The sequence below is a fragment of the Rhizobium album genome, assembly GCF_003122325.1.
Classification (GTDB): Bacteria; Pseudomonadota; Alphaproteobacteria; order Rhizobiales; family Rhizobiaceae; genus Metarhizobium; species Metarhizobium album.
On the sequence record NZ_QFBC01000009.1, the window covers coordinates 192,935 to 219,240 of the forward strand.

At 63.5% G+C, this 26,306-nt stretch carries 24 protein-coding genes and 2 pseudogenes; 11 read left to right on the forward strand and 15 right to left on the reverse strand.

Annotation, left to right across the window (positions count from 1 at the left end; genetic code table 11):
* Positions 1 to 85 precede the first annotated feature (85 nt).
* From DEM27_RS19655 to DEM27_RS19670, 4 genes and pseudogenes are all read left to right on the forward strand, one after another.
* Positions 86 to 1,018 (forward strand): substrate-binding domain-containing protein, encoded by a 933-nt coding sequence (locus DEM27_RS19655; protein ID WP_109459951.1) that lies wholly within the window; start codon positions 86 to 88, stop codon positions 1,016 to 1,018.
* A gap of 25 nt (positions 1,019 to 1,043) precedes the next feature.
* On the forward strand, positions 1,044 to 2,531 hold the full coding sequence (locus DEM27_RS19660) for a sugar ABC transporter ATP-binding protein (RefSeq protein ID WP_109459952.1): 1,488 nt from the start codon (positions 1,044 to 1,046) through the stop codon (positions 2,529 to 2,531).
* A gap of 14 nt (positions 2,532 to 2,545) precedes the next feature.
* Positions 2,546 to 3,334: an SDR family oxidoreductase gene (locus DEM27_RS19665; RefSeq protein ID WP_109459953.1), complete on the forward strand. Its 789-nt coding sequence runs from the start codon at positions 2,546 to 2,548 to the stop codon at positions 3,332 to 3,334.
* A 127-nt stretch (positions 3,335 to 3,461) separates the two neighbouring features.
* Positions 3,462 to 3,797, forward strand: a pseudogene (locus tag DEM27_RS19670) (helix-turn-helix domain-containing protein); the annotation flags it as partial.
* 221 nt (positions 3,798 to 4,018) lie between these two features.
* On the opposite strand, the gene DEM27_RS19675 reads toward DEM27_RS19670, so the two are convergent.
* Together DEM27_RS19675 and DEM27_RS19680 are read right to left on the reverse strand one after the other, a co-directional pair.
* Positions 4,019 to 5,380, reverse strand: coding sequence for a sensor histidine kinase (locus tag DEM27_RS19675; protein ID WP_109459954.1), 1,362 nt, complete (start codon positions 5,378 to 5,380; stop codon positions 4,019 to 4,021).
* Positions 5,377 to 6,039 carry a response regulator transcription factor gene (locus tag DEM27_RS19680; protein ID WP_109459955.1) on the reverse strand — a complete coding sequence of 221 codons (663 nt, stop codon included), beginning with the start codon at positions 6,037 to 6,039 and terminating at the stop codon, positions 5,377 to 5,379. Before DEM27_RS19680 ends, DEM27_RS19675 begins: the two co-directional genes overlap by 4 nt.
* Positions 6,040 to 6,173: 134 nt before the next feature.
* On the opposite strand from DEM27_RS19680, the gene DEM27_RS19685 reads away from it, so the two are divergent.
* From DEM27_RS19685 to DEM27_RS19695, 3 genes are all read left to right on the forward strand, one after another.
* Complete coding sequence (locus tag DEM27_RS19685; protein WP_109459956.1) at positions 6,174 to 6,683, forward strand: hypothetical protein; 510 nt, start codon at positions 6,174 to 6,176, stop codon at positions 6,681 to 6,683.
* A 108-nt stretch (positions 6,684 to 6,791) separates the two neighbouring features.
* The gene (locus DEM27_RS19690) at positions 6,792 to 8,033 is read left to right on the forward strand and encodes an MFS transporter (RefSeq protein WP_109459957.1); all 1,242 of its coding nucleotides are present in this window, start codon (positions 6,792 to 6,794) and stop codon (positions 8,031 to 8,033) included.
* Positions 8,034 to 8,078: 45 nt separating this feature from the next.
* Positions 8,079 to 9,335 carry an arsenic transporter gene (locus DEM27_RS19695; RefSeq protein WP_109459994.1) on the forward strand — a complete coding sequence of 419 codons (1,257 nt, stop codon included), beginning with the start codon at positions 8,079 to 8,081 and terminating at the stop codon, positions 9,333 to 9,335.
* Positions 9,336 to 9,443: 108 nt separating this feature from the next.
* On the opposite strand, the pseudogene DEM27_RS34690 reads toward DEM27_RS19695, so the two are convergent.
* From DEM27_RS34690 to hutF, 11 genes and pseudogenes are all read right to left on the reverse strand, one after another.
* Positions 9,444 to 9,649, reverse strand: a pseudogene (locus tag DEM27_RS34690) (transposase); the annotation flags it as partial.
* Between the two features lie 229 nt (positions 9,650 to 9,878).
* Complete coding sequence (locus DEM27_RS19705; RefSeq protein WP_109459959.1) at positions 9,879 to 10,583, reverse strand: SDR family oxidoreductase; 705 nt, start codon at positions 10,581 to 10,583, stop codon at positions 9,879 to 9,881.
* Between the two features lie 129 nt (positions 10,584 to 10,712).
* Positions 10,713 to 11,282 carry a HutD/Ves family protein gene (locus tag DEM27_RS19710; protein ID WP_109459960.1) on the reverse strand — a complete coding sequence of 190 codons (570 nt, stop codon included), beginning with the start codon at positions 11,280 to 11,282 and terminating at the stop codon, positions 10,713 to 10,715.
* 120 nt (positions 11,283 to 11,402) lie between these two features.
* Positions 11,403 to 13,076 carry a urocanate hydratase gene (hutU, locus tag DEM27_RS19715; RefSeq protein ID WP_109459961.1) on the reverse strand — a complete coding sequence of 558 codons (1,674 nt, stop codon included), beginning with the start codon at positions 13,074 to 13,076 and terminating at the stop codon, positions 11,403 to 11,405.
* Between the two features lies 1 nt (position 13,077).
* Positions 13,078 to 13,887 (reverse strand): N-formylglutamate deformylase, encoded by an 810-nt coding sequence (hutG, locus tag DEM27_RS19720; RefSeq protein WP_109459962.1) that lies wholly within the window; start codon positions 13,885 to 13,887, stop codon positions 13,078 to 13,080.
* Positions 13,884 to 15,101, reverse strand: a complete 1,218-nt coding sequence (gene hutI / locus DEM27_RS19725) for an imidazolonepropionase (RefSeq protein ID WP_109459963.1) — start codon at positions 15,099 to 15,101, stop codon at positions 13,884 to 13,886. The genes hutG and hutI overlap by 4 nt, the downstream gene beginning before the upstream one ends.
* Positions 15,098 to 16,606 carry an HAL/PAL/TAL family ammonia-lyase gene (locus DEM27_RS19730; RefSeq protein ID WP_109459964.1) on the reverse strand — a complete coding sequence of 503 codons (1,509 nt, stop codon included), beginning with the start codon at positions 16,604 to 16,606 and terminating at the stop codon, positions 15,098 to 15,100. Before DEM27_RS19730 ends, hutI begins: the two co-directional genes overlap by 4 nt.
* Positions 16,599 to 17,429, reverse strand: a complete 831-nt coding sequence (locus DEM27_RS19735; protein WP_109459965.1) for a quaternary amine ABC transporter ATP-binding protein — start codon at positions 17,427 to 17,429, stop codon at positions 16,599 to 16,601. The genes DEM27_RS19730 and DEM27_RS19735 overlap by 8 nt, the downstream gene beginning before the upstream one ends.
* Positions 17,422 to 18,279, reverse strand: a complete 858-nt coding sequence (locus tag DEM27_RS19740) for an ABC transporter permease (protein ID WP_109459966.1) — start codon at positions 18,277 to 18,279, stop codon at positions 17,422 to 17,424. Before DEM27_RS19740 ends, DEM27_RS19735 begins: the two co-directional genes overlap by 8 nt.
* Positions 18,280 to 18,362: 83 nt before the next feature.
* Entirely contained in the window at positions 18,363 to 19,400 is a 1,038-nt protein-coding gene (locus tag DEM27_RS19745) for an ABC transporter substrate-binding protein (protein ID WP_109459995.1), read from the reverse strand.
* A 52-nt stretch (positions 19,401 to 19,452) separates the two neighbouring features.
* On the reverse strand, positions 19,453 to 20,823 hold the full coding sequence (gene hutF, locus DEM27_RS19750; RefSeq protein ID WP_109459996.1) for a formimidoylglutamate deiminase: 1,371 nt from the start codon (positions 20,821 to 20,823) through the stop codon (positions 19,453 to 19,455).
* A gap of 136 nt (positions 20,824 to 20,959) precedes the next feature.
* Here hutF and hutC point away from each other — a divergent pair, with 136 nt between their 5' ends.
* Positions 20,960 to 21,694, forward strand: a complete 735-nt coding sequence (hutC, locus tag DEM27_RS19755; RefSeq protein ID WP_109459967.1) for a histidine utilization repressor — start codon at positions 20,960 to 20,962, stop codon at positions 21,692 to 21,694.
* 36 nt (positions 21,695 to 21,730) lie between these two features.
* On the opposite strand, the gene DEM27_RS19760 is transcribed toward hutC, so the two are convergent.
* Complete coding sequence (locus tag DEM27_RS19760; RefSeq protein WP_109459968.1) at positions 21,731 to 22,507, reverse strand: DUF1194 domain-containing protein; 777 nt, start codon at positions 22,505 to 22,507, stop codon at positions 21,731 to 21,733.
* A 108-nt stretch (positions 22,508 to 22,615) separates the two neighbouring features.
* A complete protein-coding gene (locus tag DEM27_RS19765; RefSeq protein WP_109459969.1) occupies positions 22,616 to 23,248 on the reverse strand; it encodes a TetR family transcriptional regulator C-terminal domain-containing protein in 633 nt (210 codons plus the stop codon).
* 253 nt (positions 23,249 to 23,501) lie between these two features.
* Between DEM27_RS19765 and DEM27_RS19770 the strand changes: the two genes are divergently transcribed.
* Genes DEM27_RS19770 through DEM27_RS19780 form a run of 3 tightly spaced genes read left to right on the forward strand, consistent with a single transcriptional unit; the run spans position 23,502 to position 26,301 of the window.
* On the forward strand, positions 23,502 to 24,329 hold the full coding sequence (locus DEM27_RS19770; RefSeq protein ID WP_109459997.1) for a uracil-DNA glycosylase family protein: 828 nt from the start codon (positions 23,502 to 23,504) through the stop codon (positions 24,327 to 24,329).
* Between the two features lie 3 nt (positions 24,330 to 24,332).
* A complete protein-coding gene (locus DEM27_RS19775; protein ID WP_109459970.1) occupies positions 24,333 to 25,958 on the forward strand; it encodes a GMC family oxidoreductase in 1,626 nt (541 codons plus the stop codon).
* Positions 25,959 to 25,968: 10 nt separating this feature from the next.
* Positions 25,969 to 26,301 (forward strand): NIPSNAP family protein, encoded by a 333-nt coding sequence (locus DEM27_RS19780; RefSeq protein WP_109459971.1) that lies wholly within the window; start codon positions 25,969 to 25,971, stop codon positions 26,299 to 26,301.
* The last annotated feature ends 5 nt before the right edge of the window (positions 26,302 to 26,306 follow it).

Consider the following 26,306-nt stretch of genomic DNA (forward strand, 5'->3'; position numbering starts at 1 on the left):
ACGGTCTGCAATGGTGCGGGCCGGCAAAAGGGAAGGTGGTCTTCTGCCAGGGCAGCAAACCACCGGGCAACTCGGAGGAGAAACCATGAAACTGTCCAAAATCCTGATGGCGGCGACTGCTGCTGCAATTTTCGCCGCGCCGGCAGCGGCGGCCGAAATCAAGAAGATCGGCCTCGCCGTTCCGAACCTGCAGGCCGACTTCTTCAACCAGATCAAGCTCGGCGTCGAAAAGCATGCCAAGGAGAAGGGCATCGAGGTTGTCGTCGTCGATGCGAAGAACGACACCAACACCCAGGTCAGCCAGGTGCAGGACCTGATGACGCAGGATATCGACGCTTTCATCTACATCCCGGCCGGTGCAGCGGCTGCTGCCGTTCCGACCCGCCTCGCCCGTGAAGCCGGCATCCCCGTCATCAACGTCGACCGCGTTCCGGACGGCGCGCCGGGCGATACCTTCATTGCCGGTGAAAGCGTCGAATCCGCCTATGCGGTGTGCAAGCACATCATCGAGAAGGCCGGCGGCAAGGGCAAGATGGCCATCATCCACGGCCAGAAGGGCACGACGCCGGAAGTCGACCGCTTCACCGGTTGCAAGCGCGCCATCGACGAAAACAGCGGTGTCGAGTTGGTCGACCAGCAGTGGAGCAACATGTGGTCGGCGGACGAGGGTTTCTCGATCGCGCAGAACATGCTGCAGGCCAACCCGGACATCACCATCATCTTCGGCCAGGCTGACGGTCTCGCCATGGGTGCGGCCAAGGCCGTCGACGTTGCCAACCTCTCGGACAAGGTGATCATCGGCGGTTACGACGGTGACGTCTCGGCGCTCGAATACCTCGCAAAGTGCAAGGGTCCGTTCATCGCAACGGCAACCCAGAGCACGCAGAAGATGGGCGTTCTCGCTGTCGAATCCGCGATTGCCGTCGCCGCCGGCCAGAAGGTCGAAGAGCGCCAGACGCCGAACGCCGTTCTGACGACGTGCGAAAACGCACCGGAATTCGTCAAGAGCCATCCGTAACCCGGTCCTGAAAGGCAGCCGCGCCATGACGACCCGCTCTCCAATCCTGTCGCTCCGAGACGTTCAAAAGTCCTACGGTCCGATCAAGGTTCTCCACGGTGTCGACCTCGACATCTATCCGGGGGAGGTCGTGGCGCTGCTCGGTGAAAACGGTGCCGGAAAATCGACCCTGTCGAACATCATTTCCGGCACCGTGCAGCCCTCTGCGGGCGAGATGACCTGGCTGGGCAATCCCTATGCGCCCGCCGATCCCCGCGCCGCCATGGACGAGGGCGTGGGCATGATCCACCAGGAACTGAAACTGCTGCCGAAACTCTCGATTGCCGAGAACATCTTCGTCGGCCGCTATCCGATGAAGGCCGGCCGCATCGACCGGAAGGGCATGGAGGAGCGGGCGCGGGCCGGCCTGAAACGGCTCGGCCTGGACGTCTCGCCCGACCGGCTGGTCGAAGGCCTGTCGACCGGCAGGCAGCAGCTGATCGAAATCGCCAAGGCGCTGACGCTGAATGCCCGCCTGCTCATTCTCGACGAGCCGACTGCGGCGCTCGGCGGCGAGGAGACGCAGTTGCTCTTCCGCCAGATCGAGCGGCTGAAGGCGGACGGCGTCGGCGTCATCTACATTTCGCATCGCCTCGAGGAAATCCGCCAGATTGCCGACCGCATCGTCGTCATGCGCGATGGCGCCAAGGTGCAGGAGTTCGACACCGGTGACGTGCCGATCCGCACCATCGTCGAGGCAATGGTCGGGCGCTCGCTGGAACGCATGTTCCCGACGCTGCCGACGCCGACGGAGGAGGTGACGCTGGAAGTCCGCGGCTTGTGCTCGCCGTCCAACACGTTCCGCGACATCAATTTCTCCGTCCGCAAGGGCGAAGTGTTCGGCATTGCCGGCTTGATGGGCGCCGGCCGCACGGAGCTCGTGCGCGCCATCACTGGCGCCGACCCCATTTCCGCCGGCGAGGTGCTGCTGCACGGCAAGCCCGTGACACCGCGTTCGCCGATAGAGGCGATCCGCAAGGGCATCGTTCTCGTGCCGGAGGATCGCAAGCATCAGGGCGTGGTGCTCGATCATTCGATTGCCGAAAACATCGCTTACGCCAATCTCGGCGTCATCGCCCGCAAGGGCTGGATATCATCGCGCCGCGTCCGCGAGTTTGCCGACGAGTTCATCCGGAAATTCGGCGTCAAGGGCCGCGGCGGCCAGAATGCCGGCGAGCTGTCGGGCGGCAACCAGCAGAAGGTGGTGCTTGCCAAATGGCTGGCGCAGCGGCCGCAGGTGGTGGTGCTGGACGAGCCGACACGTGGTATCGATGTCGGCGCCCGGTCGTCGATCTACGACCTGATCGTCGATCTGGCCCGCGAAGGCGTGGCGGTGATCGTGGTCAGCTCCGATCTGGAGGAGGTGCTCGGCGTCTCCAGCCGCATCATGGTGATGGCCCAGGGAAAACAGGCCGGTATCCTGAACCGCGAAGACGCCAACGACGTCTCTGTCATGGAACTGGCAACGATCTGAACAGGAACAACTCTATGTCTGAAATCACCCTCAATGCGCCGAAAATGTTCGATCTTTCCGGCAACGTCGCCCTGGTGACCGGCGCTGGCAGCGGCATCGGCCAGCGGATCGCCATGGGCCTGGCCCAGTGCGGTGCCGACGTGGCGCTGCTCGACCGCCGCTCGGACGACGGGCTGGCGAAGACCGCCGAGTTCATCGCCAAGGCAGGGCGCCGCAGCATCCAGATCGCCGCTGACGTGACCAGCAGTGCGGCGTTGAACGATGCGGTTGCACGCACCGAAGCGGAACTCGGGGCACTGACGCTTGCCGTCAACGCCGCCGGCATCGCCAACGCCAATCCGGCGGAAGAGATGGAGGAAAGCCAGTTCCAGACGATGATGGACATCAACCTGAAGGGCGTCTTCCTCTCCTGCCAGGCGGAGGCTCGCGCCATGCTGAAATCCGGCCGCGGCTCCATCGTCAACATCGCCTCGATGTCCGGCGTCATCGTCAACCGTGGCCTCAACCAGTGCCACTACAATGCCTCGAAAGCCGGCGTCATCCACATGAGCAAGTCGATGGCGATGGAATGGGTCGGCCGCGGCGTCCGCGTCAACACCATCAGCCCCGGCTATACCGCAACGCCGATGAACACCCGGCCGGAAATGGTGCACCAGACGAAACTGTTCGAAGAGCAGACGCCGATGCAGCGCATGGCGAATGTCGATGAAATGGTCGGGCCGGCGGTCTTCCTGCTGTCGAATGCCTCAAGCTTCGTGACGGGTGTCGATCTTCTCGTCGACGGCGGCTTCTGCTGCTGGTAAACACGTCAAAGGGCCGGCCACGCGCCGGCTCGTGATTAAAATATGGAATACTTTCTGTCGAAAGCATCTGCCGCGAAACTCCGGACTTTTGCGGAACTTCGCAGCAAGGATTTACATTTCAACATCGATGGATTTGCGGGTTCGGGTGCTTGCAGCGGTTTCACAGGGCCTGTCGCATCGGGCTGCTGCCGAGCGTTTTGATGTCAGTGCGGCCAGCATCAGTCGCTGGCGCAAGCGAGCGCGAGAACAAGGCGACGCCCGGCCTCGTGCACTGGGTGGAGACCAACGCTCCGCCCGGATCGATGCACATATGACCACCATTCTCGACGCGTTGGGACCGGACAGGGATGCGACGATTGAAGAGGTTCGCCATTGCCTCGCCGAACACGAGCTGTTCTTCAGGTTCGGCACGATCCAGCGCTTCTTCGCTCGTCACAAAATCACGCGCAGTTCCGGGTCGGCCAGGTGATAGCCGTTGATGGTTGGATGCAGCTTCAGGCCCTTGAAGCCCCAATCGGAGTGGTCGGTGAGTTCTTAGCGGCGGCGCATCATTCCAAGGCTCCCTAATTCGAAAGCCCTGAATCATCGGCACGGCTAAATAACAAGTGATTTTATGAGTTTACGCCTAAAGCAGCGGCCCGTTTATCTGGGACGGTCAAACCGCGCCGGGCTTCTTTGCGCACTTCAAGGCCCGGCGCGCGGCAGCGAAATCAAGCATCGCAGCCCCGCGTTATCGACAGCGGAGAGTGCAATCGTACCCCCGTAGAGTTGGATAAGTTCACTGGCGATCGACAACCCGAAGCCATCGCCTGGCGTTGTCTCGTCAAGGCGCTTTCCGGGGAGGAATGCCTGTCCGACGGCTGCTGGCGTCATGCCGGGGCCGTCGTCTACAATTTCGATAATGGTCATGCTACCCTCGGACTTGGCCGAGATAACGATTGAGCTTCTTGCCCACTTGAAGGCGTTGTCGATCAGGTTGCCAAGGATCTCGTCGAGATCGTCTTCAGCGCAGGTAACCGACAGGTTGGGATCGATCTCGCAATGCGCCATGATACTCCGTTCGGCGTAAATCCGCGACATGACAAGCAGGAGATCATCGACGCAGGGCCTGACGGGCATGCTCAGGCCTGGTCCACCGGCGGCTATTTTTCGGGCGCGGGCTAGGTGATGTCGGATACGCTGGTCGATCCTGCCGACCAGGCTGCGCATCTCTCCTCTGGGGTCGTTTGTGGAATCGAGCGCAAGCGAGAGACTGGTAATCGGCGTCTTGAGGCCATGGGCCAGATTGGCGAAGTGCAGGCGCGTATCGGTCAACCGCTGGAGGTTTTGATCGACCAGGCGATTGATCGCCTGAGACGCCGGGCGCAGCTCTTCCACATCCGTATCGGGCAACCGGGGCAGGTTGCCAGCCGTGATCGCCGAAACGTCGACGGTGAGTTGCCGGAGGGGGCGCAGGCCGTAGCGCGTCTGGGCAAAGATGCCGGCAACCAGTGCGGCCCCGAGCAAGGCCATTGCGGACGCCAGCCAGAACAAAGCGCGCCGCGCCGGCGCACTCAGCGCCGATTGCGGCGCCGTGACGGCGATCTCAACCGCTTTGCCAGCGATGCTTGCCCCGGCGACCCGCACGTAGAGGTCCTCTTCACCCAACTCCACGCGGCCTGCCGGACCGGGCTCCCCGCTCAAGGCTTGCCGCCAGTCGAACGGGCGAGGAGGGCTGTCGATGGTCTGGCCGGCAAGCGACCTGGAGGTCACGTGCAATCGATCCCCCGAGATCTGCCAATACCATCCCGAGCCCTGGCGGTCGAAGGGCGGCCCGTCCAGCGCGGTCGTGAGCACAATGGTTCCGTCCGCGCCAACAGAAAGCGCGCCGCGCAGCCCGTCGATCTGAGTGTCGAGCCGCTGGTCGATCTGTTCGCGAACGACGCTTGCGACGATCAGATAGAGAATGACCGATGCGACCACGACCGTCGCCGTCACGAAGAGCAGCGAAAAACCGACCAGCCGCCGCGATATCGATGCGCGCCTGAAGAATTCCAGGCCGTTCATAACGCGACCGTCAGCATGTAGCCGCGTCCACGCACCGTCTCGATCAACTCCGGCCCGATCTTGCGCCGCAATCTCGCGACAATGACCTCGATGGAATTGGAATCGACCTCCGCGTCGCCCTCATAGACGCGCTCGATCAGTTCACGCCGGTCAACTATAATGTCTTTCCGAAGCATCGGGCATGACAGCACGCGCCATTCCAGGGCCGTCAGCTTCAACGGCAGGCCGCTCAGTTCGAAAGTGCCGAGTTGGGCATCGAACGTCAGCGGTCCGCAAGCGATTTTCGAGCTCGCATGTCCTGTCGAGCGCCGCACGAGCGCGCGCAGTCGCAACACCAATTCCTCCACTTTGAACGGCTTGGTCAGAAAATCGTCCGCGCCCGCCTTGAAGCTTTCGACCTTGTCCGGCCATCCGTTGCGGGCCGTCAGGATCAGCACCGGAAAGGTGCGTTCGGCGGCGCGCCACGCTTTGAGAACGGACACGCCATCGATGTTGGGCAATCCCAGATCCAGCACTGCGACGTCGTAAAACTCCGTGAGGCCGGCATGCTGGGCATCCTCCCCGTTCCGAGCGATGTCGACGACGAAGCTTTCCGCCCGTAAGCTGGCGGCAATGCGCCTGGACAGGTCGGCATCATCCTCGACAAGAAGCACGCGCATGGCTGGTCCGTTTCTGATTGGAACGCCGCATTGTTACGGCAATCAGGCTTAACTCAACCTGAACCGCAAGGTTCAGGCTGCTGATGGCAATGGGCTGTTAAAACTCTCCCGTCGAACAAGGACAGGAGACCAAAATGTCGACCATAGACGATAACGCTTCCGACAATCATCACGAGACGGACGCTGGCAGGCCACATCGGCCGCACAGAAACAGGACGCGTCATCCGGCGGCGTTCGGCGTCACGGCGTTCGCCATCCTGGCGCTCGGCGCGGCCGCCGGCGCCGGTGCGATGAAACTGGCGCGTCCAGGCATGGAACTCGCCCCCACAACGCCGGTCGCGATTTCGGCGATGCAGGAATGGAGCCTCGTGACCGTCAAAGGGAAGGTGGCCGAAGTCTTCGGCAACAAGTTCATCGTCCAGGACGATAGCGGACGCGCGCTGGTGGAGACCGGGCCTGCCGGCGACAGCGGAAAGCTCGTCGCGCTCAACGAACCCGTCAGCGTCCAGGGCCGCTTCGAGCACGGCTTCCTGCATGCGACCTACATCATCCGCCAGGACGGCAGCGTCGAAGCGCTTGGGCCGGCCGGCGGACCGCCGCGCCACGGTCTGATCGAAGACATGCTGCGCCATGACGGACCCTGACGATATTCGGGGTTCTACAGCAAAATCGGCCGCCTGGAACTTTCGTATTCATCGTTCGTTTCAGGCTGCCATCACATCCCATAACGCCACGTGCACGAAGAGACCGGAATGCAAACCACTTCACGGACAGGCCTGACCGATCGGTCTCTGGTGGCGCTCGCCTTCCTCAATTTTTTCCTTGCCGATGCGCGCGACGGCCTGGGTCCGTTCCTCGACGGCTTTCTTGCGACCCACGGCTGGTCACCGATGACGCTGGGTGTTGTCGCCACGCTCGGCGGTGTGCTGGGCATGGTCGCGACGCCGTTGTTCGGGGCCTGGGTCGATGCGTCTCACCGCAAACGCACGCTGATCATCGTTCCCGTCATCCTGGTCAATGCAGCGGCGCTGTGGACGCTTGCGAGCCCCGGTAACGCGTCGGTTTTCGGCGGTCAGTCGGCAACGGCGATCGTCGGCGCCATCGTCGGCCCCGCGTTGATGGGCCTGACGCTGGGGCTGGTCGGCGAGAAACGCTTTTCGCATCAGGTGGCCAGAAACGAATTCTGGAACCATCTCGGCAACGTCGCTTCCCTTGCCGGCATCTACGCGGCGACCGTCGCGTTCGGCCTGAACGGCATCATCGGGCTGATGGTCCTGACGGCGATGGCCGCCGTGGTGGCGACGCTCGCCATCGACCCCAAGAAGATCAATCATGACGTCGCGCGTGGCCTTGCCCATGATGACGGCGCCCCCGGTCCGTCCGGCTATTCCGTTCTGGTCAGCAGCAAGGGGCTTATCCTGCTTGCCGTGACGCTGATGATCTTCCACTTCGGCAACGCGCCGATCAGCCGCCTGATTGCCCAGGATTTTTCCATCCGGCTCGGCACCCCGTTCCTCACCACGGCAGTGACCACGGGCGTTTCGCAGCTTGCCATGATCGTCATGGCGCTCGCGGCGCCGTTTCTTATCCGCCGTTTTGGCCTGGCGAGCATCTTCCTCATCGGCCTGCTGGCGCTGCCGGCTCGCGGCGCGATTGCCGGCTCGTTCACGGATTTTTCCATCATCTTTCCCGTGCAGATCCTCGATGGCATCGGTGCCGGACTGATCGGCATCGCGACCCCCGTTGCGGTGGAACGGATCCTGGCCGGCACGGGACGGTTCAATGTCGGTCTTGCCGCGGTGATGACCGTGCAGGGGATCGGGGCGTCGCTCAGCAATATCGTCGCCGGCTGGCTGACAGACATGGGAGGCTACGGGCTTGCCTATTGGGTGCATGGCGGCGTTGCCGCATTCGCCGTCGCAGCCTTCGTGCTTGGCCGGGAGAGTATTGCTCCGCTGAAAAATAACGATATGGATGCCACGACCGGTCGCTGATGGCCATGTGCCGGCGGGTGTTGCGAAATTCGGTTTGGACATATGATGAATGCACTCACCATGACCTGGGGTATAGCCGGGCTGACCGCGCTCGGTGTCATCACCAGGCCCTTTGCCTGGCCGGAGGCGATATGGGCGGTCGCCGGCGCGCTCCTGCTCGTGGGGCTCGGGCTGATTGGCCCGGCCGAGGCCTGGACCGGTGTCGCCAAGGGGATGGACGTTTACCTGTTCCTCGTCGGCATGATGCTGCTGTCCGAACTCGCGCGCCAGGAAGGCCTGTTCGACTGGCTTGCTTCGATCACGACCGCCTGTGCAAAGGGATCGCCCAGGCGGCTGTTCGTCATGATCTATGCCGTCGGCGTCGTGGTCACCGCGTTCCTGTCGAACGACGCGACCGCGGTGGTTCTGACGCCGGCCGTATATGCGGCCTGCAAGGCGGCCAAGATGCGCGATCCCATGCCGTACTTGTTCATCTGCGCGTTCATCGCCAATGCCGCGAGCTTCGTCTTTCCGATCTCCAATCCGGCGAATCTGGTGATATTCGGGGGCGGGCACATGCCGCCGCTGTCGCGCTGGCTCGCAACCTTCGGCCTGCCTGCGATTGCGTCCATCGTCGTGACGTTCCTCGCATTGTACTGGACCCAGCGCTCTGTCATCAGGGCCGATAGCGTCGCCTTGGATGTGCAGGCCGTACCGTTGTCATGGAGCGGCAAGCTGGCCGGCTTCGCGTTGTGTGGCACGGCCGTCATCCTGCTCGGCGCGTCGCTCATGCATTTCGACCTCGGTCTTCCGACGTTTATTGCCGCTTGCGTAGCGACAGCCGCGGTCCTGCTCATCACCCGGCAAAGTCCTGTAGGGACGTTGAAAGGTATCTCTTGGAGCGTGTTGCCGCTGGTCGCCGGATTGTTCGTCGTCGTCGAGGCATTGAACCGAACGGGATTGATCGACCGTCTCGCGCAGGCCCTTTCTCATCATGCGTCGACATCTCCGACCTGGACTATCGCTGGCGCCGGCGCGCTGGTCGCGCTGCTGACCAATCTCGTCAACAACCTGCCGGCGGGACTGGTCGCAGGAAGCTCCGTCCAGTTGGCGGATGTGTCCGACAAGGTCGCCGGCGCAGTGCTGATCGGCGTCGATCTTGGTCCGAACCTTTCCGTCACCGGGTCGCTCGCGACAATTCTCTGGCTAAGTGCGCTACGTCGCGAGGGTTTGCATATCGGCGCCTGGGCCTTCCTGAAGATCGGCTTCATGGTGATGGTGCCGGCGCTCGCTGCATCACTGGCTGTTTTGGCATTACAGTAGAGGATCCAGTTCCCAGGGAGAACACCCAACACATTACATTTGGCAAGGATGGAAGGATCGTTCATTCGGTCATGAGCCCATCACAACAAGGTCATGCCGTTTTGATAAGCCGAGCCGCGTGTCGAGCGTGCGGTCACAATAGCCGTTGCGCCAGGTCTGGCGGGTTTCGCCGCGCTCGTATCGGCTTGCCCTGATCGGGCCGTCGACGTCGGCCTCCGTGATCACTTGCAGCACGCTTTCGGCAAGGGCGCGAAGAAAATCCGCATCGCCGCTCTTTCAGCAAACTCGGCAAGGGCGAATCTTTCGTCGGTCATCGGGGTCTCCGTTTCGGTCGGGTTGAAGCTTTGCAACTCCACCTTCTCCGACGGGCCCGCTGCCCACCTGGGTCCCGCGGAAAATGCAGCGCAGTCTCCACCGCTTTCTCCACTCAAATCGCCCCCGAAATTACGCCATCTGCGCGGACGCTATTTTGGTATGAGGGTCGCCTCCACGCGGAGACATGGATTGAAGCGACAGAGTCGGGTGCCGAGCCCCTTCCGGCCGTCAGACCGAGCGGGTGAGGCCGCCGTCCACCTTGAGGTTCTGTCCCGTGATGTAACCAGCGCCGTCCGACGCCAGAAAGGCGACGGTCGCGGCGATTTCGGCGCTTGTGCCGTAACGCTTCATCGGTACGCTGTCGCGGCGCTCGTCGGTGGAAGGCAGGCTGTCGATCCAGCCGGGCAGTACATTGTTCATCCGCACATTGTCGCCGGCATAGGTATCGGCGAAAATCTTGGTATAGGCGGCGAGCCCGGCCCGGAAAACTGCCGAGGTCGGGAACATCGACGAAGGCTCGAACGCCCAGGCGGTGGAAATATTGATGATCGAGCCGGATTTCTGCGCCTGCATGATCGGCGCGACGAGGCGTACGGCGCGGATGACGTTCATCAGGTAGACGTCGAGGCCGGTGTGCCACTGTTCGTCGGTGATCTCGACGATCTGGGCGCGCGGGCCATGGCCGGCGCTGTTGACCAGCACGTCGATACGGCCCCAGCGGTCCATCGTTGCATCGACCAGGCGCTTGAGATCGTCGTTCGACTGGTTGGAGCCGGTGATGCCGATGCCGCCCAGTTCGTTTGCCAGGGCTTCGCCCTTGCCGGAGGAGGAGAGGATGGCGAGCCTGAAGCCATCGGCCGCGAGACGTCTTGCCGTTTCCGCTCCCATGCCGCTGCCGCCGGCCGTCACAATGGCTACCTTTTCTACTGACATCTCTCACGCCTTTCGTTGAAGATCGGTCTTGCCGACCGCATTGCGTGTGTAGCGTGTTTGTATGTCTGCTGCCAATATCCCCGCCTCTTCCTGAGACGGGTATAATCGGGGTGCGTTGCGAATCGAAGATCAGGGGATATCGATGCCGACGAGATAGGCGACGGACGGGCCGGAGCCGATCAGCGTCAGTTCGTCCCCGGCTAAAAGATCGGCGATCACGTCGTCGGCGGCAAGCATATGGCTGCCGTCCGCTTCTACAACGGCTACGGAACCGGTGAGAACCACCATCGTGTACGAATGCTCGCCGGTAACGGAATAGTCACCGGACCACGCGATGCGTTTCATCACGTGGCGGGCGTGGCCGCGCAGCGTCATGATGTTGAGGTCGGTGGTCTCGCCGTCGCCGATCCGGGCTTCGACGGCGGCTTCACCGGCAAAGGCAAAGGGCTCGCCCGCCGCGGTGAGGCGCGTGGCAGGAGCACCGTCCACCATGAGGTCGACGGCATTGCCGCGCAGCGCGACGATCGTGCGGTCGATCCCTGCAAAGGTGGAAAATGGACCGGATTCACGAATGGTCGCAAGGCTGAGCCGCCAGAGGAAGGCGGCGCCTTCCGCCGGCGCCAGCGCCACCTCGCGGGTGACGCCGCCGCCGTTCTTCCACGGCATCGCCTTGTGATCCGCTGCCCGCAGAATACGCATGATCCGGTCCCTTTCGCGTGGCTGGAGATTTCCGCTTTTCTTCGAATCGCGGAAATCTCCAACTTTTGTTCTTGCGCAATTCCGAACGCAAAATCGCTGCGCACTTTTGCTGGAATTGCTTCAGTTACCGAGGATGCCCGGCAGGCGCAGGCCCTTTTCCCTGGCGCATTCAAGGGCGATCTCGTAGCCCGCATCGGCATGGCGCATGACGCCGGTGGCCGGATCGTTCCACAACACCCGTTCGAGGCGCTTGGCGGCATCGTCGGAACCGTCGGCGCAGATGACGACGCCCGAATGTTGCGAAAAACCCATGCCGACGCCGCCGCCGTGATGCAGCGACACCCAGGTGGCGCCGGAGGCGGTGTTGAGCAGGGCGTTGAGCAGCGGCCAGTCGGAAACGGCGTCGGAACCGTCCTTCATCGCTTCCGTCTCGCGGTTCGGCGAGGCGACCGAGCCGGAGTCCAGATGGTCGCGGCCGATGACGACCGGCGCCTTCAGTTCGCCGTTCCTGACCATCTCGTTGAAGGCGAGCGCCAGGCGATGACGGTCGCCGAGGCCGACCCAGCAAATGCGCGCCGGCAGGCCCTGGAAGGCGATGCGCTCACGCGCCATGTCCAGCCAGTTATGCAGGTGCTTGTTGTCGGGCAGCAGTTCCTTGACCTTGGCGTCGGTCTTGTAGATGTCTTCCGGATCGCCGGAGAGCGCTGCCCAGCGGAACGGGCCGATGCCGCGGCAAAACAGCGGGCGGATATAGGCCGGCACGAAGCCGGGGAAGGCGAAGGCGTTTTCGAGGCCTTCCTCCTTGGCCACCTGGCGGATGTTGTTGCCGTAGTCGAGGGTCGGCACGCCCATGTTCCAGAAATCGACCATGGCGGCGACGTGGGTCTTCATCGAGGCGCGGGCGGCGGCTTCGACCGCCTTCGGGTCGCTCTCCTGCTTGGCGCGCCATTCGGCCACCGTCCAGCCGACCGGCAGGTAGCCGTGGATCGGATCGTGGGCCGAGGTCTGGTCGGTGACGATATCCGGCTTGACGCCACGGCGGACGAGTTCCGGGAAGATTTCGGCGGCATTGCCGATCAGGCCGACGGACTTGGCTTCGCCGGCCTTGGTCCACTGGTCGATCAGCGCCAGCGCTTCGTCCAGCGTATGCGCCTTGGCATCGACATAGCGGGTGCGCAGGCGGAAATCGACGCGGGTTTCGTCGCATTCGACGGCAAGGCAGCAGGCGCCGGCCATGACGGCCGCCAACGGCTGGGCACCGCCCATGCCGCCGAGGCCGCCGGTGAGGATCCACTTGCCCTTGAGGTTGCCGTTGTAATGCTGGCGGCCGGCCTCGACGAAGGTCTCGTAGGTGCCCTGGACGATGCCCTGCGTGCCGATATAGATCCACGAACCGGCCGTCATCTGGCCGTACATGGCAAGGCCCTTGCGGTCGAGTTCGTTGAAATGTTCCCAGGTGGCCCAGTGCGGCACCAGGTTGGAGTTGGCGATCAAAACGCGCGGCGCATCCTTGTGGGTGCGGAACACGCCGACCGGCTTGCCGGACTGTACCACGAGGGTTTCTTCCTCCGTCAGTGTCTTCAGCGTCGCGACGATGCGGTCGAAATCCTCCCAGGTGCGGGCGGCGCGGCCGATGCCGCCATAGACCACCAACTCGTGCGGCCGTTCGGCGACGTCGGGGTCGAGATTGTTCATCAGCATGCGCAGCGGCGCTTCGGTCATCCAGCTCTTGGCGTTCAGCTCGGTGCCCTGCGGGGCGCGGACTTCGCGGGTATTGTGGCGTGGGTTGTTCATGTCATTCCCCCTTCGTCTTCAATTGGTTTGCAACGGCTTCGATGCCTGTGAGGATGTGTTTCAGGTGGATGCGCAGCCGTTCGGCCTTCCGCTCGTCATAGGCGAAGGGCGGCGCCTCCGTTGCCAGATGCGAGATCTGCGCGAGTTCCATCTGGATGGCGTGCACGCCGGTCTGCGGCCTGCCGTAATGACGGGTGGTCCAGCCGCCCTTGAAGCGGCCGTTGACGACGGCCTTGTAGCCTTCGGCGGCAGCGGCGACGTCGGCGGCAGCCGCTTCGATCGCCGGATCGCAGGTGCGGCCCATATCGGTGCCGGTGTTGAAATCCGGCAGCCGGCCTTCGAACAGGAATGGAATGAGCGAGCGGATCGAATGGCAGTCGTAGACCACGGCGACGCCATGGAGCGCCTTCACCCGCTCGACCTCGGCGAGCAGCGCCGCATGATACGGTGCGTGGAAATTCTTCACCCGGTCGGCGATATCCGCTTGCGACGGCGCTTCGCCTTCCTTCCAGATCGGCTTGCCGTCGAAATCGGTTTCCGGCACCAGCCCGGTGGTGTTCTGGCCGGGATAGAGGCTGGTGCCGTCCGGGTCGCGGTTGGCATCGATGACGTAGCGATGGAAGGTGGCGCGCACCGTCGTCGCCTGCGGCAGCAGCCCGGCGTAGAGATCGTGGATATGCCAGTCGGTATCGGCGAGAATCCGGCCGTTGTCGTTGAGCCTGTTCCAGATGTCCTGCGGCACCTCGGTTCCGGTGTGCGGGAAGGCCAGGATGACGGGCGAGGTGCCCTGCGAAATTTCGAAGACGCTCATGCCTTGTCCTCCGGCAGAAAACCGCTCCAGATCCGTTGGTGCAGCGGGTTGAAGCCGATGCGGTAGACCAGTTCGGCCGGGCTCTCGATGTCCCAGATCGCGAGGTCGGCCCGCTTGCCGGCCTCGATGGTGCCGATGCTGTCGAGGCGGCCGAGAGCACGGGCGGCTTCGCGAGTGACGCCCGCCAGGCATTCCTCAATCGTCAGGTGGAACAGTGTGGCGCCCATGTTCATCGTCAGCAAGAGCGAGGTGAGCGGTGAGGTTCCGGGGTTGTTGTCGGTGGCGAGCGCCATCTTCGTTGCATGCTTGCGGAACAGGTCGACGGGCGGCCTCTTCGTTTCGCGGATGAAATAATAGGCGCCCGGCAGCAGCACGGCGACGGTGCCGGCCTTCGTCATCGCCGCCGCCCCTTCGTCGTCGGTATATTCGAGATGATCGGCCGAGAGCGCGCCGTATTCGGCGGCGAGGGCGGCGCCATGCAGGTTGGACAACTGGTCGGCATGCAGCTTCACCGGCAGGCCCAGAGCCTTGGCGGCATCGAAGACGATGCGCATCTCTTCCGGCGAAAAGGCGATGCCTTCACAGAAACCGTCGACGGCATCGACCAGGCCTTCGCCATGGGCGGCCTGCAGGCCGGGCAGCACGACGTCGCGGATGAAATCGCCGTTACGGCCCTTGTAGTCCGCAGGCGTCGCGTGGGCGCCGAGATAGGTGGTGGAGAGGCCGACCGGCCGCTGTCTTGCCAGGGCACGGGCGGCGCGCAGCATCTTTACTTCGTCGTCGACGGTCAGGCCGTAGCCGGACTTCATCTCGATGGTGGTCACGCCCTCGGCGAGCAGCGCATCCAGCCGCGGCAGGCTTTCGGCGATCAGGTCCGCTTCGCTGGCCTCGCGCACCTGTCGCACCGACGAGACGATGCCGCCGCCGGCACGGGCGATCTCCTCGTAGGAGGCGCCCGCAAGCCGCATTTCGAATTCCTTGGCGCGGTTGCCGGCATGGACGATGTGGGTGTGGCAGTCGATCAGGCCGGGCGTGATCCAGCGGCCTTCGCAATCCACCACCCGGGCACCGGACGGTGCGGCGAGATCCCGTTCCTCGCCGGCAAAGGCGATGCGGTCGCCTTCGATCAGGACGGCGCCGCTTTCGACGATGCCGGGGCCAGGAAGGCCGGGCGCCAGCGTGGCGAGCCGGGCGTTGCGCAGCAGGATAGTCATGCCGTTTCTCCTTGCGGGCCGATATCGGTCGTTTCGATCAGGGTGCGGATCTTGGCGATCTCGCCGTTCAGCGGCCGGTCGTCGCGATAGAACGGCACTTTTTCACGCACCCGATCGTAGAGGCCTGCGGTACGCCGTGCCTTGGCGGCCGTTCCGGCCTGCAGGTCGTAGGCCTGCGCCGCCGCCGTGACCTCGATGGCCAGAACGGTCTGCAGGTTGCCGAGGATCGCCAGAGCCTTGTCGGCGGCGGGCGTGGCGTGCGTCAGGATGTCCTCCTGCAGGGCCGAGGTGATGCCGCCGTCGAGGCTTGCCGGTGCCGCCAGGCGCCGGTTTTCGGCAGCGAGCGCCGCGGCGGTGTACTGGATGATCATGAAGCCGGAGCAGACGCCGCTGCCGGCAGCCAGAAAGGCCGGCAGGCCGCTGACCAGCGGATTGACGAGACGGTCGATCCGGCGTTCGGAGATGGCCGCGAGTTCCGCAGCGGCCGTCGCGAGGCTGTCCATGGCAAGGCCCAGCGCCGCGCCGACGGCATGCGCCTGCGAATGAACCTCGGGTGCCACGGCCGAGCCCGAGACGACCGGATTGTCGGTAACGCTGGACAGTTCGCGATCGACGACCTCGATGACATGGGCAAGTGCATCACGCACGGCGCCGTGGACCTGGGGAACGGCACGCAGGCTCAACGGGTCCTGCGTGCGGCTGCCGGCGGATTTGGCGAGCAGCGCGCTGCCTTCGAGCCAGCGGCGCAGGTTGCGGCCCACCTGCTGCAAGCCGGGCGACCGGCGCAGCGCCAGCGGCATTTCGGCAAACGGATCGGCCTGGGCGCCGAGATTTTCGTAGGTCATCGCGGTCGCCGCATCGGCCCAGTCCAGGAGATGTGACAGGCGGGCGACCGCAAGCGCGCCGAGGCCGGTGGCGCAAGGCGTGCCGTTGACGAGGCTAAGGCCCTCCTTGGCCTTCAGGGTCAGGGGTGCGAGGCCAAGGCGTTGCAGCGCTTCGCCGCCGGGGATGAGCGCGCCGCCATGGCGGCACTCGCCTTCGCCGATCAGCACCAGGCCTATGGCCGCCGCATGCGTCAGGTAGCCGACCGAACCCCGCGACCGGATCACCGGCAGCATGTCGGCGTTGAGCAGGGCCAGCAGCGTATCGATCACCTCGATGCTGATGCCGGAATAGCCGTGGGCGAAGTTGGCGATCTGCGCCGCCATCACCGCCCGCGTTTCCGCCTTTTCCAGCGGCTGGCCGACGCCGCAGGCATGGCTGAGGATGATGTTGCGCGACAGCGCCTGCTGGTTCTCGCGGCTGATGATGACATCGCAGAGCGCGCCGACGCCGGTGTTGATGCCGTAGCCGCGGATTTCCCGCTCCACCAAGGCCTCGACGATGCCGCGTGCGGCGACGATACGCTGCCGGGCCTGGTCGGAGAGAGCGAGCGCCGCGCCGTTGGCGACAGCGGCAATCTCTTTCCAGGTCAGTGGGGTATCGAGAATGACGGTATCAGCCATGATGGCCAGCCTCCGCGCCGGCACGACGCTGGACGAAGCGGGCGACGTAATCGTCCGCCGGCGTGTTGAGGATCTGGCTCGGCGTGCCGACCTGCACCAGCTTGCCGTCCTTGAGGATGGCGATTTCTGCGCCGATGCGCAGCGCCTCGTCGAGATCGTGTGTGATGAAGACGATGGTCTTGGAGAGGTTCTTTTCCAGCTGCAGCAGCTGATCCTGCATGTCGTTGCGGATCAGCGGGTCGAGCGCCGAAAACGCCTCGTCCATCAGGATGACGTCGGTATCGGCGGCCAGCGCCCGGGCCAGGCCGACACGCTGCTTCATGCCGCCGGAAAGCTGGTGCGGGAACTTGTTCTCGTATCCGAGCAGGCCGACCGTCTCGATCCATCTCATGCCGATGGGTTTGGCATCGGCCTTGCTGAGGCCGCGCACGCGCTGACCGTAGACGACGTTCTGCAGCACGGTGCGGTGCGGCATCAGGCCGAAACTCTGGAACACCATGCTGACGCGGCGGGTGCGGAATTCGCGCAGGTCGCGGGCATTGAGGTCGAGCACGTTGCGGCCGTCGACGAGGATCTGGCCGCTGGTCGGCTCGATCAGCCGGTTGATGTGGCGCACCAGCGTCGATTTGCCGGAGCCGGAAAGGCCCATGATGACGAAGATGCGGGAGGCGCCGATCTTGAGGCTGATGTCGTTGAGGCCGACGCTGCAGCCGGTACGCTCCAGGATGGCGGCCTTGTCGGCGCCGTTTCGGGCCATGGCCATGGCTTCGGTCGAATTGCGGCCGAAGATCTTGTAGACGTTGCGGATTTCGATCTCAGCCATTGTTGCCGTCCTCCAGCTTGGAGCGGCCGAAGCCCTGCGTGATGCGGTCGAGGACGATGGCGAGGATGACGATGCCGAGGCCGGCTTCGAGACCCTTGCCGACATCCAGCGTCTGGATGCCGTTGAGAACCTGCTCGCCGAGGCCGCGGGCGCCGATCATCGAGGCGACCACCACCATCGACAACGCCATCATGATCGTCTGGTTGAGGCCGGCCATGATCGTCGGCGTGGCGAGCGGCAGCTCGACGCCGAACAGGATCTGCCGCGGGCTGCCGCCGAAGGCGGTCGCCGCCTCCACGACCTCGCTGTCGACCTGGCGGATGCCGAGATCGGTCAGGCGGATCAGCGGCGGCACGGCGTAGACGATGGTCGCCAGCACGGCCGGAACCTTGCCGAGGCCGAACAGCATGATCGCCGGAATGAGATAGACGAAGCTCGGCATGGTCTGCATCACGTCGAGCACCGGAAGGGTGATGCTGCGCATGGGCCGGCTCTTGGCAAGCCAGATGCCGATCGGAACGCCGATCGCCACCGAGATCAGCGTCGCCATCAGCATTAGCGCCAGCGTCTGCATGGCGAGATCCCAGAGACCGAGCGCGCCGATCACGAAGAGCAGCACCGCGACGACGGCGACGAGCGAGACCTTGCGGGTCGCTTGCCAGGTCAGCGCCATGAACAGGATGATCATCAGCCACCAGGGCAGGCCGCGCACGATCCATTCGATGAACAGGATCGCCTGCAGGATGGCGTGCGAAATCGCCTTGAAGACAAAGCCGTAATTGACCACCAGCGCCTGCACGGCGGCGTTGATCGGCTCACGTATGGAAACATGCAGGGATTCTGGAAACATCGCTCAAGTCCTTGAGATGGCTGACGGTCACATGCCAATATGAAGGAGGCCGCGCGCAAAAGGATGCGCGCGGCCGCTTGAGACTATTTCAGCGAGGCTTCGATTTTGGCCTTGGCATCGGCCGAAACCCATGCGCCCCAGATATCGCCCTTGGTCTTCAGGAACTGCTCGGCGGCAGCCACGGCATCGGCCTTCTGGTCGACCATGTAGGCAAGGCTGGCATTGACTTCTTCCAGCGGGAAGGTCGCCTTTTCGAGGATCTCGATGATTTCCGGCGCTTCCTTGGCGAAGGTGCTGTTGACGCCGTAGGCCACTTCGACCGCCGGGAAGGCGCAGCCGGCGTCACGCTTGCCGGTGGCGCTGGTCAGTTCCTTCCAGCAGGCTTCGTCATAGGCCGGCTCTTCCAACTGGACGAGCTTGAACTTGCCCATGACGGCGGTCGGGCTCCAGTAATAGAAGAGCACCGGCTCGCCCTGCAGATAGGCGGCGCTGATGGCGGCATCGAGGGCGGTGCCCGTGCCCGGACGGAAGTTCACGTAGGTTTCGGTCAGCTTGTAGGCTTCGAGCTTGGCGGTGTTGACGCCTTCACAGGTCCAGCCCGACGGGCAATTCAGGAAGCGGCCCTTGGACGGCTCTTCCGGATCCTTGAACAGCTCGACGATCTTCGGGTCGGAAAGCTGCGAAACGCTCTTCAGGTCGGGCGCGGCGGCTGCGATGCCGCGGGCTTCGTCGCCCTTGATCAGGTATTCCGGAACGAACCAGCCTTCGGAGGCGCCGACGAAGGTCTTGCCGACCGAGGTCACCTGGCCGGCGGCGGACGCGTTGTTCCAGACATCCGAGCGGCCGATCCATTCCTCGGCGAAGATCTGCACGTCGTTGTTGGCGGTCGCCTGCTCCAGCGTCACCGAGTTGCCGGGGATCGAATCCACCTTGCAATCGTAACCCTTGGAGAGAATCGACTTCATGACTTCGGTGATCAGCGCGCCGCTTTCCCAGTCGATGCCAGCGAAGGTGACGGTCTTGCCGTCGGCGCAATAGGAGGCGGCATTGGCGCCGGTGAACGAGCCGCCGAGCATCAGCGCGGTGGCAAGCAGCGTGTATTTCAGTTTGGTGTTCAGCATGAAATTCCCCTTTTGTTTGCTGTTCAAGTGACGTGGATGTAAATTTTCCGGCTCAGACGAGCCTGGCGAGAACCTCCCGGAACGCGCTGTCGATGGATTCTTCCTGGTTGTGGCGGCCCTCCCGGACGACCCATTGGCCGGCGGCCATGACGTCGCGGACCGCGCCGTTTCCAAGCGCGAAGAGCCAGCGGTCGAGGATCTGGTCGTCCTTGGCCGTGCCGATGAACGGATCGTTGCCGTCGAGCACGACGAGATCGGCGCGCGCGCCGACATGGATGCCACTGCTGCCCAGTCCCGCTGCCTGCGCGCCGCCCTTGAGGGTTGCGTCGAACACAGTCCGCCCGACGGAGGCGCCGGCGCCGGTGGCCAGCCGGTTGCGGCGGCGGTCGCGCAGCCGCTGCCCGTATTCGAGCAGGCGCAGTTCCTCGGCAACCGTTGTTGCGACGTGGCTATCCGTTCCGACACCGTATGCGCCGCCCAGCGCGGCGAAATCGGTTGCGGGGAAAATGCCGTCGCCAAGATTGGCTTCCGTTGCCGGACACAGGCCGGCGACAGCGCCGGAGCGTGCCAGCCGTGCCGTCTCGTCGGCCGTCATGTGGGTCGCGTGGATGGCGCACCAGCGATCGTCGACCGGCATCTCGTCCAGCAGGAATTCCACCGGGCGCCGTCCGCTCCACGCGATGCAGTCTTCGACTTCGCGCTCCTGCTCGGCGACGTGGATATGGATTGGGCCACCGGTCTTTTCAGCGGCGAGGATCGTCCGCATCTCGTCCGGGGTGGCTGCACGCAGCGAATGGATCGCGAGGCCGAGCGTTGCGCTCGCTGCGGCGCATTCCGGCTGCAGGGCGTCGAGAAGCGAGAGGAACTGATCGATATCGTGGATGAAGGGGCGCTGCCCCTCGCCGGGCTCGGTTCCGCCAAAGCCGGCATGGGCATAAAACACCGGCAGATGGGTCAGGCCGATGCCGGTCGCCTTCGCGGCGCGGATGATCCGCAGCGAGGTTTCGGCCGGATTGGCATAGTGCCGGCCGCCGGCCGCATGATGAAAATAATGAAACTCGACGATGTGGCCGAAGCCGCCTTTGAGGAGTTCACTGTACAACTTTGCGGCAACTGCCTCAATATCGTCCGGCGACATGCGGCCGACCAGACGGTACATCGTGTCGCGCCAGGTCCAGAAACTGTCGTCGGTAGAACCGGCGATCTCCGCAAGGCCGGCCATGGCGCGCTGAAACGCGTGAGAATGCAGGTTTTGCAGGGCCGGAACCACTGGACCGGCCGCTTCTTCCGGAGTACCCGCCGCTTCACTGCAGGGTCCGACGGAGGTGATCCTGCCGTCGCCGCCGATACCCAGCACCACGTCGGATGCCCAGCCCTCCGGGAGCAATATCTGTCTGCAGAAGAGAGACTTCGGTGCCGGCATTTGCGTGACCTTGAAAAGTTGTATAGGGAACATGGCAGAGTTTTTCAAGGTCGGCAAGAGGCTTGCGAAAAGTTTAGACTTTATTTTCGATGCATATTTTGTAAGCACATCGAAACAGCAGTTAGGAGAAGCGCGCATGCCGGAAGGCGATCAGATCATCCGAGCTTCCGGGCCGCGCGAGATGCCGCTTTACGAGCGCTTGAAGGCGGACATCAAGAAGCGGATCGAGACCGGCGAGTGGCCGGCGCATCACCGCGTGCCGTCCGAAAACGAGCTTGCCGAAACGCTGAATGTCAGCCGCATGACCGCCAACCGGGCCTTGCGGGAGCTTGCCAGCGAAGGCGTCATCGTCCGGGTGCAGGGCAGCGGCTCCTTCGTCGCCAGCAAGAAGAAAAGCGCACCCTTCATGGGTGTCCGCAACATTGCCGACGAGATCAACGAGCGCGGCTCCGTCCACACGCCGGAAGTGATTCTCGCGCAGATGGAGATTTGCGGCCACGAGCTGGCGGAGGCTCTGGGAGTCGAGGTCGGCATGCCGGCCTTCCACTCGGTGATCCTGCATCATGAAGACGACGTACCGATCCAGTTGGAGGACCGTTTCGTCAATCCCGCCGTGGCGCCGGATTATCTGGCGCAGGATTTTACCCGGATCACGCCGAACGCCTACCTGACCAGCGTTGCGCCGATCTCGCATACGGAGCAGTTCGTGGAAGCGGTGCTGCCGCAGCCGTGGGAATGCAAGCACCTTGCGATCGTGCGCTCGGAACCCTGCCTGCTGATCCGCCGCCGCACCTGGTCCTCGGAGCGGGTCGTCACGTCGGTGCGGCTGTTGTATCCGGGAAGCCGGTACCGGCTGGAAAGCAGTTCCTGACGACTGTCGAATGGACGTCTCCGGGCCGGCGCACCGTCAGCGGTCGAACAGATCCTGCCACTGCTTTTCGCCGACCATGCAATCGGTTTTTGCCGTATCTGCAACCTTGTGGACCTGCGCCGGGGGGTGCAGGCCGCTGATCTCCATCACCAGCTTGCGGCGCACGGCGATGGCGAAATCTTCGATCCTGTGGACCGGCAGCACGAAGGAGCCGGGCCCGCCGATGACGCAATCGGCATAATATTTATCCAGGCCGCCGGGCGCGCCGGAGGGGCGCAGCATCAGCGTCAGCCCGTTGATGACGATACCGGCCTCCACCGCCTTGTCGCGTGTCGTTGCGACCGGATTGCCGGAATTGTTGGTGCCGTCTCCCGAAACGTCGATGACCTGGCGCATGCCGGAAAAGGGGCTGGAAACGATCATCGCCGCCCCGTGGGCGATGGCGGCGGAAATCGAGGTTCTGCGCTGCGTGTTGATCGGCCGCCGTTCGAGCGCATCGGCAAATGCCATCGCATCCTGCTGCGTTTCGATGAGCTGCCAGTCGATCACGGAGCCGGGCACCACCTGGCCGGCCCACTCGAAATAGCTGATGGCGATGCGGCCATTCAGGCCGTTGCGGACAGCGTCGATGAATTCCTTGTGCCGTAGAGCTTCGACATATCCCTCGCGCTGGATGCGGACCTCTTCGAAATCCATGGAGCGGGAGGTGTCTACGGCGAGCACCAGCTTGACATCCACCTCGCTGCCGGCTGCCTGGGCAACGAGCGGCGGCGTGCTGGAGAGGCTGAAGAGCATTGCGAGCGTGGTGAGCATCGGCAATCCATTCGCTGCGTTTCAAGCGGATGGATTGTACCATGCTTTCTGGCGGCCGGTCGGCCGGCGCCGTCAATTTTTGGTGATGCCGGCCAAGCTGCCTACGGGTCATGTCGCCGGCAGGACGCCGCGGAGCACCGTTTCCGCAATGGTTTTTGCCGCCATGTCGTAATCCTCCGCCTTCAGGCGGGGCTTGCGCAGGCCATCGGCGGCGACCGGTTCGAATTCGGCGTAAAACTGCGTCGATGCCCAGAGCATGATGAACAGATGCCGTGGATTGACCGGCAGCATCTTGCCCGCCGCGATCCAGCCTTCGATCACGGCGACATGTTTGTCGGTGATGTCGCGCATGTGCTGGCGGTCTTTCTTCTTGAGAAAGCGGGCGCCCTGGATGATTTCGCTGGCGAAGAGGCGGGTTTCGGCGATGTTCCGGCGGGTGTAGTCGAGCTTGGCCCTGATGTAGAGGTTGAAGGCTTCCGCCGGTTCGCGATCGGCGGAGATGTATTTCAGCGCGTCGTCCCAGCCGGCCAGCAGGTGGGCGATGATCGCCGTGTAGATCTCCTCCTTCGAGGAGAAATAATAATAGACGTTGGCCTTGGGCAGGCCGGACGCCTCGGCAATCTCGGCGATCCGGGTGCCGTCGAAACCCTTTCTCGAAAAGATCTCGATGCCGGCCTTGATGATCAGCCGGACATTCCGCTCGCGAATTTTCTCGTCCGAATCCTTCGGTGCCCGTGCCATGCCAGTCTCCCACTCCCACATGCTTCCGACTGGCAACCGAAAATGGCAACAGCGCGCAGCTGCCATTGCTCGCTTTTCCACGGAAAAGCAAGGGATCGGCACCACTCAGAAAGTTGACGATCCGGTCGAGAAAAATTGACCGAACCGTCATTTTTCGATTTTCAGGAAGTTGACACTTTGGTCAGGTTTTGTCTAGTCTCCCGTCAACAACGAAAATGGGGACGGCGAGATGCCGATGACACTGAAAGAGGCGATGGCTGGGACGCTCGCCGGCTGGGAGGCCGATCTGCCGGCCGCCTGGCGTGCAGCGCTCGGACCCGTCGGCGATCATTTCGATCGTGTCGACGCGGATCTCGATTTCGAGCTGTGGGAGCCGATCTTCCCGGCACGTCGCGGCAGGCATTTTCCCGGCCAGCCGAAGGGTGCCCATGCGCTCGCCGCCTTCGACGGCATTGCGCCACAGGACGTGCGTTGCGTCATCCTCGGTCAGGATCCTTATCCGGAGCCGGGTTTTGCCACCGGCCGTGCCTTCGAGGCCGGCAACCTCGCTTCTTGGGTCGAACTCGACAAGATGTTCTCGAAGAGCATCCGCGCCTATATGCAGCTGATCGCAGCAGCACGTTTCGGCGACACGGCGCTATCGGAAAATTTCGACCGCTGGCCGGATGTCAGGCGCATGCTTTGCGACCCCTCCGCCGGTTTCGAAGGGCCGTCCGCTATCGCCGATCGCTGGGTGGGGCAGGGCATGCTGTTGCTCAATGCATCCCTGACATTGTCGCGCTTCAAGGTGGATATCGATCCGCACCAGGCGCGAGGCCACCTGCCGTTCTGGCGTCCGCTGATGCTGAAGGTGATCGAGACGGTGATGGCCATGCGCCGGCCGGTGGTGTTCATCGGTTTCGGCGATGCGGCGGCGGATATTTTTGCGCAGGCCGGCTTGGCCGAGGGTCTTGCCGATGGATACGCGCTGATTCAACGCGACCATCCGGCCTTCGCCGACCGCGTGCTCGGCCGCGAAAACCCGTTCCTTCTCTGCAATTCTTATCTTGAGGCGATGGGCGCGCAGCCCGTCGCATGGTGACCCATGGCAACGACACCGGAATATGATTTCATCATCGTCGGCGCGGGATCGGCGGGCTGCGTGCTTGCAAACCGCCTGTCGAAGGATCCGGCCAACCGCGTGCTTTTGCTGGAAGCCGGCGGCAAGGACCGCAATCCGTTGTTCCGCCTGCCGATGCTGATGGGCAAGCTGTTCCACTCCGGCATCTACAACTGGCATTACCACACCGAGCCGGAACCCTATCTCAACAACCGCTCGCTTTACTGGCCACGTGGCAAGGTGCTCGGCGGCACTTCCACCATCAACGGCATGATCTATGTGCGCGGCAACCGGCATGATTACGACCGCTGGTCGCAACTCGGCCTTCCCGGCTGGTCCTATGACGAGGTTTTGCCGGCGTTCCGCCGCTCGGAAGCACATATCCAGCGCAACGGCGAATTCCACGGCGGCGACGGCGAACTGACGGTCTGCCGCGCCCGCGGCCACAATCCGCTGATGGACGTGTTCTGCCAGGCGGGCGAAGAAGCCGGTTATCCGCTGAACGACGATTTCAACGGCGCGACGCAAGAAGGTTTCGGCCGCTACGATTTCACCATCAAGCGTGGCAAGCGCTGGTCGACCTCCTGGGCCTTTTTGCGCCCGGCGATGGATCGCGGCAGCCTGACCGTCATTACAGGGGCGGAAACCACCCGGCTGCTGATCGAAAACGACCGTGCCGCAGGCGTCGAATACCTCGTGAACGGCAATCTGCAGACGGCGCGGGCCGCGCGCGAGATCGTGCTGTCGGCCGGTGTCGTCAATACGCCGAAAGCGCTGCTGCTCTCCGGCATCGGCCCCGCCGACGAGTTGAAGGCGGTGGGCGTCAAGCCGCTCCTCGATCTGCCGGGCGTCGGCAAGAATTTGCAGGATCACGTCGATTGCGTCATGAGCTGGGAATGCCGCGAGCCGATCACGCTGTTTGGCGATCTGCGTGCTGACAAGCTCATCCCTGCGGTGGCGCAGGGCATGCTGTTCGGCGAAGGCATCACCACGACATTCCCCTACGAGGCCGGCGCCTTCGTGCGTTCCAACGACGGGCTGATCGCGCCCGACATCCAGCTGCATTTCATGCCGGCCCTGGAAAAGACCGCGAACCTGCATTTCCCCAATCCGTTCGCCAAGAAGCAGCGCGTCGAGGCCAACCACGGCTTCACCATCCGCGTCGGGCCGGTCAATCCGGTCAGCCGCGGCGAAATCACGCTGCGCTCGGCCAACCCGACCGACAAACCGAAAATCCTCGCCAACTACCTGCAGGCCGATTTCGACATTCGCACCATGATCGACGGCATTCGCCTCACCCGCGATATCGTCGGCCAGAAGGCGTTCGACCCTTATCGTGGCCAGGAACTGGCGCCCAGCCCCACCGCGGACAACGATGCCGATCTGACGAAATGGCTGCGCGCCACCGCCATGACCACTTTCCACCCGGTCGGCACTGCCAAGATGGGCACCGATCCGATGGCCGTCGTCGATGCCCGCCTGCGGGTGCACGGCGTCGAGGGCCTGCGGGTGGCGGATGCCTCGATCATGCCGATCATCTCGAGCGGCAACACCAATGCGCCCGCCATCATGATCGGCGAAAAATGCGCCGAATTCATTCTGAATGCCTGAGGAAAGCCCGATGATACTCGAACACCGCACCTATACCTTCAAGCCGGGCACGGTCGACAAATGGATGAAGAAATACGAGTCCGAGGGCCTGCCGATCCAGAAGCGGCATCTGAACACCTTCGTTGGTCTTTATGCCTCCGAGATCGGCACGCTGCACACCACGGTTTTGATGTGGGCCTATGACAGCCTCGCCGACCGCGAGGCCCGGCGGCAAGCCATGTATGCCGACCCGGAATGGCAGACGTTCATCGCCGGCGTCTGGGCGCTGGACGCCATCCAGAAGCAGGAGGTGATGATCATGAACCCTGCTCCGTCTTCGCCGCCGATTTCGCAAGACAAGTGACATCG

Excerpts from the sequence above, each read along its gene's own strand:
- DEM27_RS19745 (WP_109459995.1), bottom strand. The coding sequence starts at position 19,400 with ATGCTGAACACCAAACTGAAATACACGCTGCTTGCCACCGCGCTGATG.
- hutC (WP_109459967.1), top strand. The coding sequence starts at position 20,960 with ATGCCGGAAGGCGATCAGATCATCCGAGCTTCCGGGCCGCGCGAGATG.
- DEM27_RS19740 (WP_109459966.1), bottom strand. The coding sequence starts at position 18,279 with ATGTTTCCAGAATCCCTGCATGTTTCCATACGTGAGCCGATCAACGCC.
- DEM27_RS19680 (WP_109459955.1), bottom strand. The coding sequence starts at position 6,039 with ATGCGCGTGCTTCTTGTCGAGGATGATGCCGACCTGTCCAGGCGCATT.
- hutF (WP_109459996.1), bottom strand. The coding sequence starts at position 20,823 with ATGCCGGCACCGAAGTCTCTCTTCTGCAGACAGATATTGCTCCCGGAG.
- hutI (WP_109459963.1), bottom strand. The coding sequence starts at position 15,101 with ATGACTATCCTGCTGCGCAACGCCCGGCTCGCCACGCTGGCGCCCGGC.
- DEM27_RS19735 (WP_109459965.1), bottom strand. The coding sequence starts at position 17,429 with ATGGCTGAGATCGAAATCCGCAACGTCTACAAGATCTTCGGCCGCAAT.
- DEM27_RS19760 (WP_109459968.1), bottom strand. The coding sequence starts at position 22,507 with ATGCTCACCACGCTCGCAATGCTCTTCAGCCTCTCCAGCACGCCGCCG.
- DEM27_RS19690 (WP_109459957.1), top strand. The coding sequence starts at position 6,792 with ATGCAAACCACTTCACGGACAGGCCTGACCGATCGGTCTCTGGTGGCG.
- DEM27_RS19780 (WP_109459971.1), top strand. The coding sequence starts at position 25,969 with ATGATACTCGAACACCGCACCTATACCTTCAAGCCGGGCACGGTCGAC.
- hutG (WP_109459962.1), bottom strand. The coding sequence starts at position 13,887 with ATGAGCGTCTTCGAAATTTCGCAGGGCACCTCGCCCGTCATCCTGGCC.
- DEM27_RS19765 (WP_109459969.1), bottom strand. The coding sequence starts at position 23,248 with ATGGCACGGGCACCGAAGGATTCGGACGAGAAAATTCGCGAGCGGAAT.
- DEM27_RS19685 (WP_109459956.1), top strand. The coding sequence starts at position 6,174 with ATGTCGACCATAGACGATAACGCTTCCGACAATCATCACGAGACGGAC.
- DEM27_RS19730 (WP_109459964.1), bottom strand. The coding sequence starts at position 16,606 with ATGGCTGATACCGTCATTCTCGATACCCCACTGACCTGGAAAGAGATT.
- DEM27_RS19695 (WP_109459994.1), top strand. The coding sequence starts at position 8,079 with ATGAATGCACTCACCATGACCTGGGGTATAGCCGGGCTGACCGCGCTC.
- DEM27_RS19660 (WP_109459952.1), top strand. The coding sequence starts at position 1,044 with ATGACGACCCGCTCTCCAATCCTGTCGCTCCGAGACGTTCAAAAGTCC.
- hutU (WP_109459961.1), bottom strand. The coding sequence starts at position 13,076 with ATGAACAACCCACGCCACAATACCCGCGAAGTCCGCGCCCCGCAGGGC.
- DEM27_RS19775 (WP_109459970.1), top strand. The coding sequence starts at position 24,333 with ATGGCAACGACACCGGAATATGATTTCATCATCGTCGGCGCGGGATCG.
- DEM27_RS19710 (WP_109459960.1), bottom strand. The coding sequence starts at position 11,282 with ATGCGTATTCTGCGGGCAGCGGATCACAAGGCGATGCCGTGGAAGAAC.
- DEM27_RS19675 (WP_109459954.1), bottom strand. The coding sequence starts at position 5,380 with ATGAACGGCCTGGAATTCTTCAGGCGCGCATCGATATCGCGGCGGCTG.
- DEM27_RS19705 (WP_109459959.1), bottom strand. The coding sequence starts at position 10,583 with ATGTCAGTAGAAAAGGTAGCCATTGTGACGGCCGGCGGCAGCGGCATG.
- DEM27_RS19655 (WP_109459951.1), top strand. The coding sequence starts at position 86 with ATGAAACTGTCCAAAATCCTGATGGCGGCGACTGCTGCTGCAATTTTC.
- DEM27_RS19665 (WP_109459953.1), top strand. The coding sequence starts at position 2,546 with ATGTCTGAAATCACCCTCAATGCGCCGAAAATGTTCGATCTTTCCGGC.
- DEM27_RS19770 (WP_109459997.1), top strand. The coding sequence starts at position 23,502 with ATGGCTGGGACGCTCGCCGGCTGGGAGGCCGATCTGCCGGCCGCCTGG.